This window comes from Comamonas testosteroni, from assembly GCF_030505195.1.
GTDB lineage: Bacteria > Pseudomonadota > Gammaproteobacteria > Burkholderiales > Burkholderiaceae_C > Comamonas > Comamonas testosteroni_G.
On sequence record NZ_CP129672.1, the window covers coordinates 3,110,182 to 3,127,393 of the forward strand.

The 17,212-nt window shown below is 61.2% G+C and carries 25 protein-coding genes and 1 tRNA gene; 19 read left to right on the forward strand and 7 right to left on the reverse strand.

Annotation, left to right across the window (positions count from 1 at the left end; genetic code table 11):
• Nucleotides 1-170: 170 nt before the first annotated feature.
• The 18 genes from rplN (at nucleotide 171) to QYQ99_RS14405 (ending at nucleotide 9,103) form a co-directional block, all read left to right on the forward strand.
• On the forward strand, nucleotides 171-539 hold the full coding sequence (gene rplN / locus QYQ99_RS14320; RefSeq protein WP_003050500.1) for a 50S ribosomal protein L14: 369 nt from the start codon (nucleotides 171-173) through the stop codon (nucleotides 537-539).
• 12 nt (nucleotides 540-551) lie between these two features.
• Nucleotides 552-869 (forward strand): 50S ribosomal protein L24, encoded by a 318-nt coding sequence (gene rplX, locus QYQ99_RS14325; RefSeq protein WP_003050504.1) that lies wholly within the window; start codon nucleotides 552-554, stop codon nucleotides 867-869.
• A 10-nt stretch (nucleotides 870-879) separates the two neighbouring features.
• Nucleotides 880-1,419 carry a 50S ribosomal protein L5 gene (gene rplE, locus QYQ99_RS14330; protein ID WP_003050507.1) on the forward strand — a complete coding sequence of 180 codons (540 nt, stop codon included), beginning with the start codon at nucleotides 880-882 and terminating at the stop codon, nucleotides 1,417-1,419.
• Between the two features lie 8 nt (nucleotides 1,420-1,427).
• Nucleotides 1,428-1,733, forward strand: a complete 306-nt coding sequence (rpsN, locus tag QYQ99_RS14335) for a 30S ribosomal protein S14 (protein WP_003050509.1) — start codon at nucleotides 1,428-1,430, stop codon at nucleotides 1,731-1,733.
• Nucleotides 1,734-1,753: 20 nt separating this feature from the next.
• A complete protein-coding gene (rpsH, locus tag QYQ99_RS14340; RefSeq protein ID WP_034373822.1) occupies nucleotides 1,754-2,149 on the forward strand; it encodes a 30S ribosomal protein S8 in 396 nt (131 codons plus the stop codon).
• Between the two features lie 24 nt (nucleotides 2,150-2,173).
• Entirely contained in the window at nucleotides 2,174-2,707 is a 534-nt protein-coding gene (gene rplF / locus QYQ99_RS14345; RefSeq protein ID WP_302088791.1) for a 50S ribosomal protein L6, read from the forward strand.
• An 11-nt stretch (nucleotides 2,708-2,718) separates the two neighbouring features.
• Nucleotides 2,719-3,084 (forward strand): 50S ribosomal protein L18, encoded by a 366-nt coding sequence (rplR, locus tag QYQ99_RS14350; RefSeq protein WP_003050513.1) that lies wholly within the window; start codon nucleotides 2,719-2,721, stop codon nucleotides 3,082-3,084.
• Nucleotides 3,085-3,099: 15 nt separating this feature from the next.
• Nucleotides 3,100-3,621, forward strand: coding sequence for a 30S ribosomal protein S5 (gene rpsE, locus QYQ99_RS14355; RefSeq protein ID WP_003050515.1), 522 nt, complete (start codon nucleotides 3,100-3,102; stop codon nucleotides 3,619-3,621).
• Between the two features lie 14 nt (nucleotides 3,622-3,635).
• Nucleotides 3,636-3,818: a 50S ribosomal protein L30 gene (gene rpmD / locus QYQ99_RS14360; RefSeq protein ID WP_003050517.1), complete on the forward strand. Its 183-nt coding sequence runs from the start codon at nucleotides 3,636-3,638 to the stop codon at nucleotides 3,816-3,818.
• 11 nt (nucleotides 3,819-3,829) lie between these two features.
• Entirely contained in the window at nucleotides 3,830-4,261 is a 432-nt protein-coding gene (gene rplO, locus QYQ99_RS14365) for a 50S ribosomal protein L15 (protein ID WP_003050519.1), read from the forward strand.
• Between the two features lie 24 nt (nucleotides 4,262-4,285).
• Nucleotides 4,286-5,599 carry a preprotein translocase subunit SecY gene (gene secY / locus QYQ99_RS14370; RefSeq protein WP_302088792.1) on the forward strand — a complete coding sequence of 438 codons (1,314 nt, stop codon included), beginning with the start codon at nucleotides 4,286-4,288 and terminating at the stop codon, nucleotides 5,597-5,599.
• A gap of 118 nt (nucleotides 5,600-5,717) precedes the next feature.
• Nucleotides 5,718-5,831, forward strand: a complete 114-nt coding sequence (gene rpmJ, locus QYQ99_RS14375) for a 50S ribosomal protein L36 (RefSeq protein ID WP_003050535.1) — start codon at nucleotides 5,718-5,720, stop codon at nucleotides 5,829-5,831.
• 22 nt (nucleotides 5,832-5,853) lie between these two features.
• Nucleotides 5,854-6,219: a 30S ribosomal protein S13 gene (gene rpsM / locus QYQ99_RS14380; RefSeq protein WP_003050537.1), complete on the forward strand. Its 366-nt coding sequence runs from the start codon at nucleotides 5,854-5,856 to the stop codon at nucleotides 6,217-6,219.
• A 17-nt stretch (nucleotides 6,220-6,236) separates the two neighbouring features.
• Nucleotides 6,237-6,641, forward strand: coding sequence for a 30S ribosomal protein S11 (gene rpsK, locus QYQ99_RS14385; protein ID WP_003050538.1), 405 nt, complete (start codon nucleotides 6,237-6,239; stop codon nucleotides 6,639-6,641).
• An 89-nt stretch (nucleotides 6,642-6,730) separates the two neighbouring features.
• Nucleotides 6,731-7,354: a 30S ribosomal protein S4 gene (rpsD, locus tag QYQ99_RS14390; RefSeq protein ID WP_003068426.1), complete on the forward strand. Its 624-nt coding sequence runs from the start codon at nucleotides 6,731-6,733 to the stop codon at nucleotides 7,352-7,354.
• A gap of 112 nt (nucleotides 7,355-7,466) precedes the next feature.
• Nucleotides 7,467-8,465: a DNA-directed RNA polymerase subunit alpha gene (locus QYQ99_RS14395; protein ID WP_003050542.1), complete on the forward strand. Its 999-nt coding sequence runs from the start codon at nucleotides 7,467-7,469 to the stop codon at nucleotides 8,463-8,465.
• Between the two features lie 137 nt (nucleotides 8,466-8,602).
• Nucleotides 8,603-8,986 carry a 50S ribosomal protein L17 gene (gene rplQ / locus QYQ99_RS14400; RefSeq protein WP_003050544.1) on the forward strand — a complete coding sequence of 128 codons (384 nt, stop codon included), beginning with the start codon at nucleotides 8,603-8,605 and terminating at the stop codon, nucleotides 8,984-8,986.
• Nucleotides 8,987-9,026: 40 nt separating this feature from the next.
• Nucleotides 9,027-9,103: transfer RNA gene (locus QYQ99_RS14405), tRNA-Met, on the forward strand.
• 84 nt (nucleotides 9,104-9,187) lie between these two features.
• On the opposite strand, the gene QYQ99_RS14410 is transcribed toward QYQ99_RS14405, so the two are convergent.
• Entirely contained in the window at nucleotides 9,188-9,505 is a 318-nt protein-coding gene (locus QYQ99_RS14410; RefSeq protein WP_302088793.1) for a hypothetical protein, read from the reverse strand.
• Nucleotides 9,506-9,764: 259 nt separating this feature from the next.
• On the opposite strand from QYQ99_RS14410, the gene QYQ99_RS14415 reads away from it, so the two are divergent.
• Nucleotides 9,765-11,270 (forward strand): DASS family sodium-coupled anion symporter, encoded by a 1,506-nt coding sequence (locus QYQ99_RS14415; protein ID WP_302088794.1) that lies wholly within the window; start codon nucleotides 9,765-9,767, stop codon nucleotides 11,268-11,270.
• Nucleotides 11,271-11,279: 9 nt separating this feature from the next.
• Here the strand turns inward: QYQ99_RS14415 and QYQ99_RS14420 are convergent, their stop codons facing one another.
• From QYQ99_RS14420 to QYQ99_RS14445, 6 genes are read right to left on the reverse strand one after another with little or no spacing between them, the layout of a single operon-like run.
• Nucleotides 11,280-11,870 carry an alkylhydroperoxidase domain protein gene (locus QYQ99_RS14420; RefSeq protein WP_302088795.1) on the reverse strand — a complete coding sequence of 197 codons (591 nt, stop codon included), beginning with the start codon at nucleotides 11,868-11,870 and terminating at the stop codon, nucleotides 11,280-11,282.
• The gene (locus QYQ99_RS14425; RefSeq protein WP_302088796.1) at nucleotides 11,867-12,562 is read right to left on the reverse strand and encodes a CMD domain protein; all 696 of its coding nucleotides are present in this window, start codon (nucleotides 12,560-12,562) and stop codon (nucleotides 11,867-11,869) included. The genes QYQ99_RS14420 and QYQ99_RS14425 overlap by 4 nt, the downstream gene beginning before the upstream one ends.
• The gene (locus tag QYQ99_RS14430; protein WP_302088797.1) at nucleotides 12,559-13,665 is read right to left on the reverse strand and encodes a putative FMN-dependent luciferase-like monooxygenase; all 1,107 of its coding nucleotides are present in this window, start codon (nucleotides 13,663-13,665) and stop codon (nucleotides 12,559-12,561) included. The genes QYQ99_RS14425 and QYQ99_RS14430 overlap by 4 nt, the downstream gene beginning before the upstream one ends.
• Nucleotides 13,646-15,334 (reverse strand): dipeptide ABC transporter ATP-binding protein, encoded by a 1,689-nt coding sequence (locus QYQ99_RS14435; protein WP_302088798.1) that lies wholly within the window; start codon nucleotides 15,332-15,334, stop codon nucleotides 13,646-13,648. Before QYQ99_RS14435 ends, QYQ99_RS14430 begins: the two co-directional genes overlap by 20 nt.
• A complete protein-coding gene (locus QYQ99_RS14440) occupies nucleotides 15,331-16,263 on the reverse strand; it encodes an ABC transporter permease (RefSeq protein ID WP_302088799.1) in 933 nt (310 codons plus the stop codon). The genes QYQ99_RS14435 and QYQ99_RS14440 overlap by 4 nt, the downstream gene beginning before the upstream one ends.
• The gene (locus QYQ99_RS14445) at nucleotides 16,260-17,207 is read right to left on the reverse strand and encodes an ABC transporter permease (RefSeq protein WP_302088800.1); all 948 of its coding nucleotides are present in this window, start codon (nucleotides 17,205-17,207) and stop codon (nucleotides 16,260-16,262) included. The genes QYQ99_RS14440 and QYQ99_RS14445 overlap by 4 nt, the downstream gene beginning before the upstream one ends.
• Nucleotides 17,208-17,212 lie beyond the last annotated feature (5 nt).

The window sequence follows — 17,212 nt, forward strand, 5'->3', positions numbered from 1 at the left end:
GACAATCTCCTGCTTCACGTTTAAAAGCGTGGAACTTTCTGCCCAGCGGGAAGCCCTCCGGAATGGTCCGGAAGGTGGACGACGGGCCCAAGACTGACCGGCTGCTTGATCAGCCCTTGAGAAGACTCTGGGGCTGTCGAGCGTTGCTGGAGCAAGTTGGGAATATTGAAATGATCCAAACAGAATCTCGGTTAGAGGTTGCCGACAACACCGGCGCGAAGTCTGTTCAGTGCATTAAGGTGCTGGGCGGTTCTCATCGTCGCTACGCAAGTGTTGGCGACATCATCAAGGTGAGCGTCAAGGAAGCAGCTCCTCGTGGTCGCGTCAAAAAAGGCGAGATCTACAGTGCTGTGGTTGTGCGCACCGCCAAGGGCATCCGTCGTGCAGACGGTTCGCTCGTGAAGTTCGACGGCAATGCCGCCGTGCTGCTGAACGCCAAGCTGGAGCCTATCGGCACCCGCATCTTTGGCCCCGTGACTCGTGAACTGCGTACCGAAAAGTTCATGAAGATCGTGTCGCTGGCCCCTGAAGTTCTCTAAAGGAATAGCACCATGAACAAGATTCGCAAGGGCGACGAAGTTATCGTGCTGACCGGCCGTGACAAGGGCAAGCGTGGCGTGGTTTCTCTGCGCAAGGATGACTCCCACGTAATCGTGGACGGTATCAACCTGGTCAAGAAGCACACCAAGCCTAACCCCATGAAGGGCACCACCGGCGGTATCGTGGAAAAGGCTATGCCTATCCACCAATCCAACGTGGCTATCTTCAATGCAGCGACCGGCAAGGCCGATCGCGTGGGCATCAAGGTGAACGCCGACGGCACACGTGTTCGCGTGTTCAAGTCCAATGGCGCTGAAATCGCCGCCTAAGGAGTAACACATGGCACGACTGCAAAAACTCTATCGCGAAAAGATCGCGGCTGAACTGAAAGAAAAGTTCGGCTACACCTCCGCTATGGAAGTGCCCCGTCTGACCAAGATCACTCTGAACATGGGTGTGAGCGAAGCCGTGGCCGACAAGAAGGTGATGGACAACGCCGTGGCTGACCTGACCAAGATTGCTGGTCAGAAGCCTGTGGTGACCAAGGCCAAGAAGGCTATCGCTGGTTTCAAGATCCGCGAAGGCCAAGCTATCGGCTGCATGGTGACCCTGCGTGGCGTTCAGATGTACGAATTCCTGGACCGTTTCGTGACTGTGGCTCTGCCCCGCGTGCGTGACTTCCGTGGTATCTCGGGTCGTTCGTTCGACGGTCGCGGCAACTACAACGTTGGCGTCAAAGAACAAATCATCTTCCCCGAAATCGAGTACGACAAGGTGGACGCTCTGCGTGGTCTGAACATCAGCATCACGACAACAGCGAAGAACGACGAAGAGTGCAAGGCACTGCTCGCCGCTTTCAAATTCCCCTTCAAGAACTGAGGTGGCGCATGGCTAAAGTAGCAATGATTCAGCGCGAACTGAAGCGCGAAAAGCTGGCAGCCAAGTATGCTGCCAAGTATGCAGAACTCAAGGCAATCGCCGGCGACGTGAAGCGTTCCGACGAAGAGCGCGACGCCGCTCGTCTGGGTCTGCAGAAGCTGCCCCGTAACTCGAACCCCACTCGCCAGCGTAACCGTTGCGAGATCACTGGCCGTCCTCGCGGTACCTTCCGCCAATTCGGTCTGGGTCGCGCTAAGGTGCGTGAATTGGCCTTTGCTGGCGACATCCCCGGTGTCACCAAGGCCAGCTGGTAAGCAAGCAGGAGAGATTAAACATGAGCATGAGTGATCCCATCGCTGACTTGCTGACCCGCATCCGCAATGCACAAATGGTCTCCAAGGCCACTGTGTCGGCTCCTTCCTCCAAGGTCAAGGTTGCCATCGCACAAGTGCTGAAGGAAGAAGGCTATATCGACGGCTTCGAAGTGAAGTCCGAAGGTGGCAAGTCCGAACTCGAAATTACCCTGAAGTACTACGCCGGTCGCCCTGTGATCGAACGTATTGAACGTGTGAGCCGTCCCGGCCTGCGCGTGTACAAGGGTCGTCACGCAATCCCTCAGGTCCAGAACGGCCTGGGTGTGGCCATCGTCACTACTCCCAAGGGCGTGATGACTGATCGCAAAGCACGTGCTGCCGGTATCGGCGGTGAAGTGCTGTGCTATGTGGCCTAACGGACATTAAGGAGAAATACTGAAATGTCTCGCGTAGCAAAAGCTATTGTGACCATCCCCGCAGGTGTGGATGTGTCCATCAACGCTGAAACCATCAAGGTCAAGGGCAAGGGCGGCGATCTGTCGCTGTCTTTGAACGGCCTGGTGACCATCGGCAACAACGACGGCAAGCTGTCCTTTGCTCCCGCCAACGACTCCCGTGAAGCTGACGCTCTGGCCGGTACCATCCGCCAGCTGGTCAACAACATGGTCAAGGGCGTGACTGAAGGCTTCGAGAAGAAGCTGACGCTGATTGGCGTGGGCTACAAGGCCGCTGCACAAGGTTCCAAGCTGAACCTGGCAGTGGGCTTCTCGCACCCCGTCAACTTCGAGATGCCTGCCGGCATCAGTGTCGCTACCCCCACTCCGACTGAAATCGTGATCAAGGGTGCTGACCGTCAAGTGGTCGGTCAATTGGCTGCTGAGATCCGTGCCGTTCGTCCTCCCGAGCCTTACAAGGGCAAGGGCATTCGCTATGCGAATGAGAAGGTCGTGATCAAAGAGACCAAGAAGAAGTAAGGAGCTGCATGATGTTGAACAAGAAAGAGCAGCGTCTGCGCCGTGCCCGTCAGACTCGCATTCGCATTGCCCAGCAAGGCGTTGCACGTCTGAGCGTGAACCGCACCAACCTCCATATCTACGCCTCCGTGGTTTCGGAAGACGGCACTACCGTGCTGGCTTCGGCCTCCACTGCAGAAGTCGAAGTGCGTTCGCAGCTCGGCGCCGCTGGCAAGGGTGGCAACGTGGCCGCCGCCACGCTGATCGGCAAGCGCATTGCTGAGAAGGCTAAGGCTGCTGGCGTTGAGAAAGTGGCTTTCGACCGCGCCGGTTTTGCATACCACGGCCGCGTGAAGGCTTTGGCAGAAGCCGCTCGCGAAGCGGGCCTGCAGTTCTAAGCGGAGCGGATACAAATGGCTAAATTTTCCCCCAAAGTGCAAGACGAAGGTCGTGACGACGGTCTGCGCGAAAAAATGATCGCGGTCAACCGCGTCACCAAGGTTGTGAAGGGTGGTCGTATTCTCGGCTTCGCTGCACTGACCGTGGTTGGCGACGGTGACGGTCGCGTTGGCATGGGTAAGGGCAAGTCCAAGGAAGTGCCTGCTGCCGTGCAAAAAGCGATGGAAGAATGCCGTCGCAACCTGATGAAGGTTGCACTGAAGAGCGGCACCATTCACCACTCGGTGAAGGGCCATCACGGCGCTGCCAAGGTCGAGCTGCACCCAGCTCCTAAGGGTACTGGCATCATTGCTGGCGGCCCTATGCGCGCTGTTTTTGAAGTGGTGGGTATCACCGACATCGTGGCCAAGAGCCACGGTTCGTCGAACCCCTACAACATGGTTCGCGCAACTTTCGACGCTTTGAAGAACTCCACGACCCCTGCGAACGTGGCAGCAAAGCGCGGCAAGTCGGTCGAAGACATCTTCACCGCCTGATCGGAGTCCAGCACATGACAACACAACAAACTGTCAAGATTCAGCTGGTTCGTAGCCCCATCGGCACCAAAGAGTCGCACCGTGCGACTGTGCGTGGCCTGGGTCTGCGCAAGCTGAACAGCGTCAGCGAACTGCAGGACACTCCTGAAGTGCGCGGCATGATTAACAAGATCGCCTACTTGGTGAAGGTTCTCTGAAAGGATTGATGATGGAACTCAATAGCATCAAGCCTGCAGACGGCGCCAAGCACGCCAAGCGTCGCGTGGGTCGCGGTATCGGTTCTGGTCTGGGTAAGACCGCCGGTCGCGGTCACAAGGGTCAGAAGTCGCGTTCGGGTGGCTACCACAAGGTGGGCTTCGAAGGCGGTCAAATGCCTCTGCAGCGTCGCCTGCCCAAGCGTGGCTTCAAGTCGCATCTGCTGAAGTTCAATGCAGAAGTGACCCTGTCCGAGCTGGATAAGCTCGGCCTGGCCGAAGTCGATCTGGCTGCTCTGAAGCAAGCCGGTCTGGTTGGCTCTATCGCTAAGGTGGTGAAGATCATCAAGAGCGGTGAACTGACTAAGGCTGTCAAGCTCAACGGTATCGGCGCTACCGCCGGTGCCAAGGCTGCCATCGAAGCTGCCGGTGGCAGCATCGCCTGATTAAAGTTCTGAAAGAAGACATCCGTGGCTACTAGCGCAGCTCAAATTGCAAAGACTGGAAAATTCGGCGACCTGCGTCGTCGTCTGGTTTTTCTGTTGCTTGCGCTGGTCGTATACCGCATCGGGGCACATATCCCCGTTCCGGGCATCGATCCAGCGCAGCTGCAGCAGCTGTTCTCTGGCCAGCAGGGCGGCATTCTCAATCTGTTCAACATGTTCTCGGGTGGAGCGCTCTCGCGCTTCACAGTGTTCGCACTGGGGATCATGCCGTACATCTCGGCATCGATCATCATGCAGCTCATGACCTACGTGGTCCCGACATTCGAGCAGATGAAAAAGGAAGGTGAAGCAGGTCGTCGCAAGATTACCCAGTACACCCGCTACGGCACTCTGGGCCTGGCGCTGTTTCAGTCCTTGGGAATTGCTGTTGCCCTGGAAAGCTCCGCAGGCTTGGTTCTGAACCCTGGTTTTGGCTTCCGCATGACTGCGGTGGTCAGTCTCACGGCCGGTACCCTGTTCCTGATGTGGCTCGGTGAACAGATCACTGAACGTGGTCTGGGCAACGGTATCTCGATACTGATTTTTGGCGGTATCGCCGCAGGCCTGCCGAGCTCTATCGGCGGTCTGCTGGAGCTGGTGCGCACCGGTGCCATGAGCATTCTGGCGGCAATCTTCATTGTTCTCGTTGTGGCAGCCGTGACGTATTTCGTCGTGTATGTCGAACGAGGTCAACGCAAGATCTTGGTGAATTACGCACGCCGACAAGTCGGCAACAAGGTGTACGGTGGTCAGTCTTCGCACTTGCCACTGAAGCTGAACATGGCAGGTGTGATTCCTCCCATCTTCGCTTCGTCGATCATCTTGCTGCCTGCTACGGTGGTGAATTGGTTCAGTGCAGGAGAATCCATGCGCTGGCTGAAGGATATTTCGAGCACGTTGACCCCTGGTCAGCCAATCTATGTCATCCTTTATGCTGCCGCGATCATTTTCTTCTGCTTCTTCTATACGGCCCTGGTTTTCAACAGCCGGGAAACTGCCGACAACCTGAAGAAGAGTGGCGCTTTCATCCCCGGGATTCGTCCTGGCGAACAGACAGCCCGCTACATTGACAAGATTCTGGTTCGCCTGACCCTGGCTGGCGCGATCTACATTACCTTCGTTTGCTTGTTGCCCGAATTCCTGATCCTGAAGTACAACGTTCCGTTCTACTTCGGTGGTACATCGTTGCTGATCATCGTGGTCGTGACAATGGACTTCATGGCGCAAGTGCAGAACTACGTGATGTCGCAGCAATACGAGTCGCTCCTGAAAAAAGCGAACTTTAAGGCTGGTATTTGATGACAAGGCTGCCCAAGGGGGCAGCCTGCCAAAAGTTAGTAGACGCCCATCGATCTATCGCGGGCATTGTTTCCCGGTCGATAGGCCGATAGTGGATGGAACGTTTTAGGAGAAAAGAATGAGAGTTTCGGCTTCGGTCAAAAAAATCTGCCGTAACTGCAAGATCATCCGCCGCAAAGGTGTTGTGCGCGTGATCTGCACTGACCAGCGCCACAAGCAGCGCCAAGGTTGATTGAAAGCATTAGAGGACTAATATGGCACGTATTGCTGGCATTAACATCCCGCCGCACAAGCATGCTGAAATCGGCCTGACAGCCATCTTTGGCATCGGTCGCACTACAGCTCGCAAAATCTGCGAAGCATGCGGTATCGAGTATTCCAAGAAGGTCAAGGACCTGACGGACGCTGATCTGGAAAAGATCCGTGACTTCCTGAATCCCATGACTCTGGAAGGTGATCTGCGTCGCGAAACCACCATGAACATCAAGCGTTTGATGGACATCGGTTGCTATCGCGGTTTCCGTCATCGTCGCGGCCTGCCCATGCGCGGTCAACGTACCCGCACGAACGCTCGTACTCGCAAGGGTCCGCGCAAGGGTGCAGCGGCTCTGAAGAAATAAGAGATTGAAAGATCATTATGGCTAAGTCTCCCGCAAACAACGCAGCTGCTCGCGTTCGCAAGAAGGTCCGTAAGAATATTTCTGACGGTATCGCGCACGTGCACGCTTCGTTCAACAACACGATCATCACCATCACCGACCGTCAAGGCAACGCTCTGTCGTGGGCTTCGTCGGGTGGCCAGGGCTTCAAGGGTTCGCGTAAGTCGACTCCCTTTGCTGCCCAGGTTGCTTCGGAAGTGGCCGGTCGTGCTGCTATCGAACAGGGCATCAAGAACCTGGAAGTCGAAATCAAGGGTCCCGGTCCTGGCCGTGAATCCTCGGTTCGCGCCCTGGGTGCTCTGGGTATCCGCATCACTTCCATCTCGGACGTGACTCCGGTTCCCCACAACGGCTGCCGCCCTCAAAAGCGCCGTCGTATCTAATTTTTTATCAAGCCCACCGCCGCCCAGGTGCTTTTGCATCGAGGGCGGCTCCCGTGTTTGCGCACGGTAGATGACACAAAGGAAATCAAGTGGCACGCTATATTGGCCCCAAGGCAAAACTCTCCCGCCGCGAAGGCACCGATCTGTTCCTGAAGAGCGCACGTCGCTCCATCGCAGACAAGGCAAAGTTCGACACCAAGCCTGGTCAGCATGGCCGCACTTCCGGTCAGCGCACTTCCGACTACGGTCTGCAACTGCGCGAAAAGCAGAAGGTCAAGCGCATGTACGGCGTGCTGGAGAAGCAATTCCGCCGCTACTTCGAAGCTGCTGACCGCAAGCGTGGCAACACTGGTGCCAACCTGCTGTCGCTGCTGGAATCGCGTCTGGACAACGTCGTGTACCGCATGGGCTTCGGCTCCACTCGCGCTGAAGCACGTCAGCTGGTGTCGCACAAGGCTATCACTGTGAACGGCCAGTCCGTGAACATTCCTTCTTTCTCCGTGAAGGAAGGCGACGTGGTTGCTCTGCGTGAAAAGTCCAAGAAGCAAGCTCGCGTGGTCGAGGCTCTGCAACTGGCTGCTCAAGTGGGCTTCCCCGCATGGGTTGAAGTGTCTGCTGACAAGGCAGAAGGTACTTTCAAGAAGTCTCCTGACCGCGATGAATTCGCAGCTGACATCAACGAATCCCTGATCGTTGAGTTGTACTCGCGTTAATCTTTAGCAGCGACATTTCTGTAAACCGTCCCCACGGCGCGAGGCATCGCGCCGTGGGTGCTTCACCAGCCTTACCGGTGTAACGAGCCGAGGGTATTGAGAGGAAGTCTGCATGCAAACGAATTTGCTGAAGCCCAAGACAATCAATGTCGAGCAACTTGGTCACAACCGTGCCAAGGTTGTTCTGGAGCCGTTTGAGCGTGGCTACGGTCATACGCTGGGCAATGCCCTGCGCCGTGTTCTGCTCTCCTCCATGGTGGGTTACGCAGCGACGGAAGTGACGATTGCTGGGGTGCTGCATGAGTACTCCTCCATCGACGGTGTCCAGGAAGATGTGACTAACATCCTGCTGAACCTCAAGGGTGTGGTGTTCAAGCTGCACAATCGTGACGAAGTCACCCTGAGCCTGCGCAAGGATGGCGAAGGTGTTGTCACTGCCCGTGACATTCAGACCCCCCACGACGTAGAAATCGTCAACCCTGATCATGTGATCGCCCATCTGTCGCAAGGCGGCAAGCTGGACATGCAGATCAAGGTGGAAAAGGGCCGCGGCTATGTGCCCGGCAACGTGCGCCGCTACGGTGACGAATCGACCAAGTCGATCGGCCGTATCGTGCTCGACGCTTCGTTCTCGCCCGTCAAGCGCGTGAGCTACGCTGTCGAATCCGCACGTGTGGAACAGCGTACCGATCTGGACAAGCTGGTTCTGGAAATCGAAACCAACGGTGCCATCACCGCTGAAGACGCAGTGCGCGCATCCGCCAAGATCCTGGTGGAGCAGCTGGCAGTATTTGCCCAGCTCGACGGTGGCGATATCGCCAGCGTGTTCGACGCTCCTGCCGGTGGCCGCGGCGCTGCCACATCGTTCGATCCCATCCTGCTGCGTCCCGTGGACGAGCTCGAGCTCACCGTGCGTTCTGCCAACTGCCTCAAGGCAGAGAACATCTACTACATCGGCGACCTCATCCAGCGTACCGAAAACGAGCTGCTCAAGACTCCCAACCTGGGTCGCAAGTCGCTCAACGAGATCAAGGAAGTTCTGGCTTCCCGTGGTCTGACGCTGGGCATGAAGCTCGAAAACTGGCCACCTGCTGGCCTGGAAAAGCGTTAATCGCTACAATAGAGGACTTTGCTTGATCCGCTTTGGTTCGGGCAAAGTCCAAGTGCCTCGGGCAGTACCTGATACGGCTGCCTGATTTAATTTAAAAAAGATCTCCGGATAAAAACGGGGAGCAAAGGAAAAGCACCATGCGTCACGGCAACGGCCTCCGCAAACTGAACCGCACTTCTGCACACCGCAAGGCAATGCTGCAGAACATGATGAACTCGCTGATCGAGCACGAAGCCATCAAGACCACGGTCCCCAAGGCCAAGGAACTGCGTCGCGTGATCGAGCCCATGATCACTCTGGCCAAGGTTGACACCGTGGCTAACCGCCGTCTGGCTTTCGACCGTCTGCGCGACCGCGACAGCGTGACCAAGCTGTTCAACGTACTGGGTCCCCGCAACGCTCAGCGTCCCGGCGGCTACACACGTATCCTGAAGATGGGCTTCCGCGTGGGCGACAACGCTCCCATGGCCTATGTGGAACTGGTCGAGCGCGCTGAAGAAGCCGCTGCAGCAGCTGAATAAGCCATGGCAGGCTGCAAAGCCTGCTATAATTTGGAAATACCGCGCGATGGAGCAGTCTGGTAGCTCGTTGGGCTCATAACCCAAAGGTCGGAGGTTCAAATCCTTCTCGCGCAACCAAATTGAAAAAGGTCACGACAATGTCGTGACCTTTTTTTTGTCCATTTTTTCCATAGACCATAAGGCTGTGCCCGCCTCGGCTCGTCATAACCCTGGCAGGGTGCCTGAGCGACGGCGCAGATGTTCGCGTACCCGGTTGGCGATCACCTGTGCGATCTCCGGGCTCAGCACCTCGCTGATATGCAGTACCTCGGTGTAATGCAGATAGAGCAGGCCGCGCAAGGTCTTGAATGCCGTCTCATGCGCGGCTCCGCAGATGGCGGCATCGTTGGCCAGCACGCGCTCCACGGCACCGTGCTCAAGCAGCCGGATCTTGCAGATAGCTGCCTGATGCAGGATCTCCAGGTCTATTTCCTCAAGGCGGTTTTCCCATTCATCGGACAAGAATCGATTCGCTGGCATGTAGGGTGGCTCTCCTGCTCAATTCATGGACAGACTCGAATGCTGGCATACCCCGGGTCTGGCCGTCGGTTTTGCTCCTACAAGTCTTGATGCTTGTCAAATGTCGATAAGGTGAACGTCGGCCTGGGGTCGAGGCCGTGCGGCACTGCATCATGATGCCAGTCTGCGACCTGACCGCCAATGCCTGTCCGTGTCTCCTGGATTTCTCCGAGCTGAGGTATGGTGTCTCGATGCGCTGCAGGTAAAGAAAAGGACTTGTATGTTCGAGAAAATCGTCTCGATGTTCCGCTACCTCAAATCGGCCGTGCCGTTTCGGCTGGTGCCTGCATTGATTGCCACCCTGGTGCTGATCGGTCTGCTGCTGACGCCGGTGCCGGCTGGGCTGGATACCAAGGCATGGCAGCTGGTGGCCATCTTTCTGACGACCATCGTGGCGATCATTCTCAAGGTCATGCCCATAGGCGTGATGGCTCTGATGGCGATTGTCATCGTGTCGCTGTCTCAGGTGACCTCCAGCTCCTCCAAGGGGGCGATCACGGATGCGCTGAGCAGCTTTGCGAACCCCTTGATCTGGCTGATCGTGGTGGCTGTTCTGATCTCGCGCGGCCTCAAGAAAACGGGGCTCGGCAACCGCATCGGATTGCTGTTCATTGCGCTGATGGGCAAGCGCACCATAGGCATAGGTTACGGACTTGCGATCTGTGAGCTGGTGCTGGCCCCGTTCACGCCCAGCAACACGGCACGCGGCGGCGGTATCGTGCATCCGATCATGAAGTCCATTGCCAACGCCTTCGAATCGGACCCGGCCAAGGGAACCCAGGGCAAGGTCGGGACCTATCTGGCGCTGGTCAACTACCATTCCAATCCGATCACTTCGGCCATGTTCCTGACCGCGACGGCACCCAATCCTCTGGTCGTGGACCTGGTGGCCAAGGCCACGGGTCAGTCCCTGCATCTGAGCTGGACAAGCTGGGCGCTGTACATGCTGCTGCCGGGCTTGCTGTGTCTGCTGCTGATGCCGCTGGCGGTCTATCTGCTGTCGCCTCCCGAGCTCAAGGCCACGCCCAATGCCGTGGAGTACGCGCGTGCCGAGATGGCCCGCATGGGCCCGCTGTCGGGCAAGGAGCGGGTGATGCTCGGGACCTTCGGCATGATGCTGCTGCTGTGGGCGAATGTGCCGCAGATGCTGTTCGGCCCGGCTCTCACGCTGGACCCGACCGTGGTGGCTTTTCTGGGTCTGTTCACCCTGATCATCACGGGGACCATCGACTGGGATGACGTGCTGTCCGAGAAAAGCGCCTGGGACACCCTGATCTGGTTCGGTGCCCTGGTGATGCTGGCCGAGCAGCTCAATAGACTCGGGGTGGTCGCCTGGTTTGCCGAGGGCCTGAAAAATGCCATTGTCGCCAGCGGCCTGGACTGGCTGCCCGTGGCCGCCATTCTGGTGGGCGTCTTCGTCTTCTCGCACTATCTGTTTGCCAGCACCACTGCCCATATCAGCGCCATGATGCTGGCCTTTCTGACCGTGGGCGTGCAACTAATCCCGGCCGACTACGTCGTCCCCTTCATGCTGATGATGACGGCCGGCTCGGCCATCATGATGACGCTGACGCACTACGCGACCGGAACATCGCCCATCATCTTCGGCAGCGGCTATGTGACTCTGGGTGTCTGGTGGCGTGTAGGTGCTGTCATGTGCGTGCTGGAGCTGCTGATCTTCGCTGTCGTCGGAGCAGCCTGGTGGAAGCTGCTGGGGCTGTGGTGAGCTGTGGCGTCAGGTGGCGGTATGCAGGGGCTCGCCCAGGGACAGCATGAGTCGGTTGGCCCAATTGAAGAAGGCCGTGCCGTGAAGCGCATCGGAGATGGCGGCGTCGTCCAGGCCGGCGGCACGCAGCGCATCGATATGACTGGACTCCAGTGCGGGCGGTGTCTGCGTCAAGGCCACGGCAGCGGCAACGATGGCATTCCAGCGAGGGCCCAGGTCGGTGCCCGGACCTTCATCGAGCAGGCGCTGCACATCGGCAGCGCGATGCGAGAAATGCGTGGCAAAGCGCGCATGTACCGAAGCGCAGTAGATGCAGCCGTTGGTGCGTGAGGTTGCAGCTGCTGCCAGTTCACGCTCGGCACGCGGCAGGCCGGCATCGGGGTTGTAGAAGATGTCCTTGTCGGTGCGTGTGCGTGCTCCCAGCGTGTCCGGGTCGCGCGCCAGCAGCCGGAAATAGGTTGAATGCGCGCGCGCCGCATCCATCAGTCCCGCATAGTGGCGCTCGCTCAGCTCGCTCTCCTGCAGCGGAGCTATCCATGGCTGCCAGTCGAGCTGTTCCTGGGTGAAGCTCTGGACAGAGGTGTTGTGCGTAGTGGTCATGGCTGGGCTTGCAGGGCGATGGTGGAAGATGCCGTGGTGACTGAAGCCCGTGCGCCGAGCACGCGCAGCCCCGCCACGAGGCGGATCTGGAAGGACAGGAAAGAGGCGAGCTGGGAGAGGATGACGATATCGGTCTCGCTCCAGCCGGCCTGCTGCAGCGCCAGCAAAGCCTGGGCACTCGCATCGCGTGGGTGGTAGGCCAGCAGATGGGCGTGGGCCAGTGCGGCGCTCAGGCGCGGGCCTAGCAAGGCCGCATGAGCCGGATCCACGGCGTAGCTGGGGCCGCTCTGGTCCTCGCGGCTCAAGGGGCCGGCCGGATAAATTCCGTAGGGGCCGTGCGGGCCGCTGCCGGCCTGCAGGCTGGCAGCGCGCCCGCGCACCACTTCCGAGCTCACGGCAGCAGCCAGATCGGCATCCTCGGCCGCCAGGGCGCGTGTGTAGAAGGCCGTGCTGCGTGGCTCGCCATGCAGGCCTGCTGTGAAGGCGGCCAGCGTCAGGCGCTCGCGCAGCGAGACGGCTCCCGCAACGGGCTCGGCAGGGGTGAACAGCGCGGCAAAACTTTGCTGGGCCTGGGAGCGAGCCTCGCTGCGGTGGCGGCGGACCTGATCCAGTGTGCTCCCGGCAGCGATATCGGCGAGATGGTCGATCACATCTTTGGGAAAGCGGGTCTGTGCGGTGATGCTCATGATCATGCGGCTTGAAGCAGTTGGGTCCGGACTGGGGGGTGGGAAGCGCCTGTGGGGGCCTCGCTGCGGCGCCAGCCAAGAGCCGGTGCCACGACGGACGCAGTCAGCTCGATGGAGCGCAGAATGGCCAGGTGCGGCGGGTCGATGGAGTGGACTTGGAACACGATGTCGGTGGCTTGCGCCAGCGCCGTGTCGGCGCGCAGCGAGGCGATCACCTCCTCGGGAGTGCCCACATGCACGTCATAGGCTTCAATGAGCTGCTGCAGCGGCGCCTGTGGATCGACGCGTGTTGCCCATTGCGTGGATGCGGATGAAGCCTGGGCCGCATGACGCTGGGCCGAGCGGCGCAGCCCGGCCTCGGCCCATTGCAGCGCCTGAGAGCGCTTGTCGGATACCAGCAGGGTGCGTGAAGCCAGGATGCGCGGTGCGCGACCCGCGGGCAGGGCCGCGAGATAAGCATCGATGATGGGGTTCTGTATCTCGGACAGCGTGGCCTGAGGCCGGCCTTCGGGTCGGGGCTGGGTGCGCGAGAGCATCAACCCGTCCCCGTTGGCGCCGGCGCGTGCCCCGCCTTCGACCGAGAACGTGGCTTGCCAGACGCGCTCCAGCAGCTGCGGGGCTGCGGGGTACAGGCGCACGCCGCCTGCCAGCTCGCGCCCGGCCCAGGCATCCTGCAGCACGGCGAAGTTGCGTGCGAAGACCGCGCCGCGCTCGCTGCCTGCGACGCCGAAGGCCTCGAAGGACTCTGCCGTGCCGCCCGTGCCCAGACCCACTTCGAGCCGGCCGCCCGACAGCAGGTCCAGCACGGCTGCGTCCTCGGCCACGCGCAGCGCATTTTCCAGCGGCAGCGTGACCACGCCCGTGCCCAGGCGGATGCGCCGCGTGCGGGCCGCCACATGCGAGAGAAAGACAAAGGGTGAGGGCAGGCCGCCCTCGCTTTCGTGGAAATGGTGCTGGGCGATCCATGCCGAGTCGAAGCCCTGGGCTTCGGCATGGGCGATCTGCTCGGTGACCAGGCGGTAGCGTTCGGCGGCCGGTACCTCATCGAGCAGGCGGCTGAAGAAGCCCAGGCGAGGTTGGTGAAGATTGTCAGGCGGGGTGAGGGACAAAATCGATGCTCCTTTTGCCGGGAATGGCGTCCATGAGTTCGCGCGTGTAGTCGCTGGTGGGGCGCAGGAATACGTCCTCGACGCTGCCCGCGTCCACCACCTTGCCTGCGCGCAGCACCGACACCGTGTCGGCGATCTGGCGCACCACGGCAAGGTCGTGCGAGATGAAGAGATAGCTCAGGCCCAGGTCCTGCTGCAACTGCGCGAGCAGGGTCAGGATCTGGGCCTGCACGGTCACGTCCAATGCCGAGACGGCTTCGTCCAGAACGACCACCTCGGGCTGCAGCACCAGGGCGCGTGCAATCGCCACGCGCTGGCGCTGGCCGCCCGAGAGCGCATGCGGGCGCCTTTCGAGCACGGCGGCCGGCAGGTCCACGCGTTTCAGCATGTCAAGCACGCGTTGGCGGCGCTCCTGAGTCGGTAGCGGCTCGAAGTTGAGCAGCGGCTCCTCGATGATGTCGAAGACACGCTGGCGCGGGTCCAGCGAGCTGAACGGGTTCTGATAGACCAGCTGGACCTTGCGCCGCAACTGGCGCAGGGCCTCGCCGCGCAGGCCCGTGAGTTCGGTGCCGGCGATGCGGATGCGACCCGATGTGGGACGTCCCAGGCCCACGATGTCGCGTATGGTCGTGGTCTTGCCCGAGCCCGACTCGCCGACGATGGCGTGCGTGGAGCCCCGGCGCAGACGCAACGACAAGCCGTCCACGGCGCGGAAAACGCCGCGCCCGCGGCCGGGGGCATGGAAATCGTGTACCAGGTCCTCGACCTCGATGGCCCAATCCTCGGTAGCGGCCGCAGCCGCCGCTGGCGCAGTGCGACGGGGCGCGGGCGTGAGCGAGGGAGCGTCGGACAGCAAGCGGCGCGTATAGGCGCTTTGTGGATTGCGCAGAAGCTCCAGTGTCGGGCCTTGCTCCTGAATGCGACCGCCCTGCATGACGATGAGGCGATGAGCGCGGTCTGCGGCCACGCCCAGGTCGTGGGTGACCAGCAGCACGGCGGTGCCGGTTTCGCGGCGCAGCTCATCGATCAGATCCAGTATGCGCCGCTGCACCGTGACGTCCAGGGCGCTGGTGGGTTCGTCAGCGATGATCAGCGCAGGTCGCAGCGCGATGGCGATGGCGATCAGCACGCGCTGGCGCATGCCGCCCGACAGCTCGTGCGGATACTGGCGCGCCCGCAGGGCGGGCTGGGACAGGCCCACGCGGGTCAGCAGGTCGATCACGCGCGCCTCGACGGCAGCGCGGTCGCGCAGGCCGTGAATGCGCAGTATTTCGCCTACCTGATCGCCCACGGTGCGCACGGGATTGAGCGAGGTGGTCGGGTCCTGGGGCACCAGGCTGAGCACGCGGCCGCGAATGCTGTTCCAGCGCGCGGGGCTCCAGTCCGAAACATCGGTGCCCTGCAGCCGGATGCTGCCTTGCTCGCGGCGCCCGTTGTCCGCCAGCAGGCCGATCACGGCCTGGGCCGTGGTGGTCTTGCCTGAGCCCGATTCGCCGACCAGGGCCACGACCTCGCCTGGTGCTATCGAAAACGACAGGCCGTGGACCACGCGCTGCTCCTGGCCGCCGTGGTCACGGTAGGCGATGATCAGGTCCTGGACTTCGAGCAGCGGGGCGGCAGCAGCGGCAGGGATTGTCGTGGTGGGGCGGTCTTGCAGCAGGGCGCTCATGCCGGCCTCCGCGCGAATGAGGTGCCGATGCGGTTGGCTGCCAGCACCACGGCCACCACGACCAGGCCCGGTGCCGTGGTCATCCACCATGCGGTGGCGATGTAGTTGCGCCCTTCGGCGATCAGCAAGCCCCATTCGGGCGTGGGCGGTGGCGCTCCGTAGCCCAGAAAGCCCAGCGTGGAAATCGACAGGATGGCCGAGCCGAACTGCAGTGCGGCCAGGGCCACCACCGAAGTCAGCGAATTGGGCAGCACATGGCGCCACAGCACGGCGGCAAAGCGTCCGCCGCTGCCGAAGGCCGACTCCACATAGTCAGAGCGCCGCACGCGAACCACTTCGGAGCGCACCAGGCGCGCGAAGCCGGCCACGGATGCCACCCCCACGGCGATGGCCGCATTGATGGTGCCAAAGCCCAGCAAGATGATGATGGTCAGCGACAGCAGCAGCGAGGGCACGGCCAGCAGCACGTCGACCAGGCGCATCAGCGCGTCATCGACGCGGCCGCCCGTGGCTCCGGCCAGCAGGCCGATCAGCGTGCCCGCCACCAGGCCCACGGCCACGGCCAGGAAAGCGCCAGACAGTGAGTGCACGGAGCCATGCACCACGCGGGCCCAGAGATCACGCCCCAGCGCATCCGTGCCCAGCCAGTGTGCGAGGCCGGGCGCCAGCAACTGTTGACCGGCCTGGCCGACGACGGGATTCTGATGTGCAAACCAGCCCGGAACCAGTGCCCACAGTGCGGCCGCGGCAATCACTAGCCAGGCCAGGGCCAGCGTGGGCGACAGGCGCCTGAGCCTTTGCAGATCGATGAGGACGGGGCGAAGGCTTTTGGCGGCCGCTGCCGGCGAGGGGGCTTGCCTGGGCGTTGCGGAGGACGCGACGCTGGAAGCCTGGGACTTGGGAATGATGGTCGAGACGGCGGTGTTCATGCCCGGTTCTCCACAGAATGACGCAAACGAGGATCGAGCAGCGGGTAGAGCAGGTCCACGGCGAGGTTGATGAGCACGAAGGCGGCGGCCGAGACCACGACCACCGCCTGGAGCACGGCCGTGTCCTGGTTGCCCACGGCCTGCTGGGTCAGCGTGCCCAGGCCGTTGAGGCCGAACACGGCCTCCGTCACCACGGCACCGGCCAGCAGCTCGCCGAACAGCACGCCGGCAATCGTCAATGCCGGCAGCAAGGCATTGCGCGCCACATGGTGCAGCAGCACCCAGGCGCGAGAGGCGCCCTTGGCGCGGGCTACGGCCACGAAAGGCTGGGCCAGCACGGTGTCGATATTGCGCAGCAGGATCTGGGCCAGCGGCGCCGAAATTGGGACGGCCAGCGTCAGCGTGGGCAGGACCAGGCCTTCCCAGGGGCCGGGATTGATGACGGGAATCCAGCCCAGACGGAAGGACAGCACCTGGATCAGCATGATGCCCAGCCAGAAAACGGGCACGGAGACGAAGACCGAGGGCAGGGCTTGCAGGGCATTGCGCAGCCAGGCCAGAGGCGCGAGGCTGGCCGCCGCCGCAAGCGCTATGGCCAGCAGCGCCGCCGTGGAAAAGCCCAGGCCTGCCAGGCGCAGCGTGGGCGGCAGACTGGTGGCCAGGCCCTGGCTCACGGGAACGCCGGCTTGCAAGGAGTAGCCGAAGTGGCCCGTGAGGAACTGCCCCAGGGTGTGCAGGTATTGCTGCCAGACGGGCTGATCGGCCCCATAGGCGGCGCGGATGTCGGCGATCTCCTGCGGGCCCAGGCCCAGCTCGGGGTTCAGGAACTTGATCAGCACGGCGTCGCCCGGCAGCAGCTGCAGCAGGATGAAAGAAGCCGTGAAAGCGGCCCACAGCACCAGGGCGGCCTGTGCGATGCGGCCAAGCAGATAGCGGCGTGACATGGGTG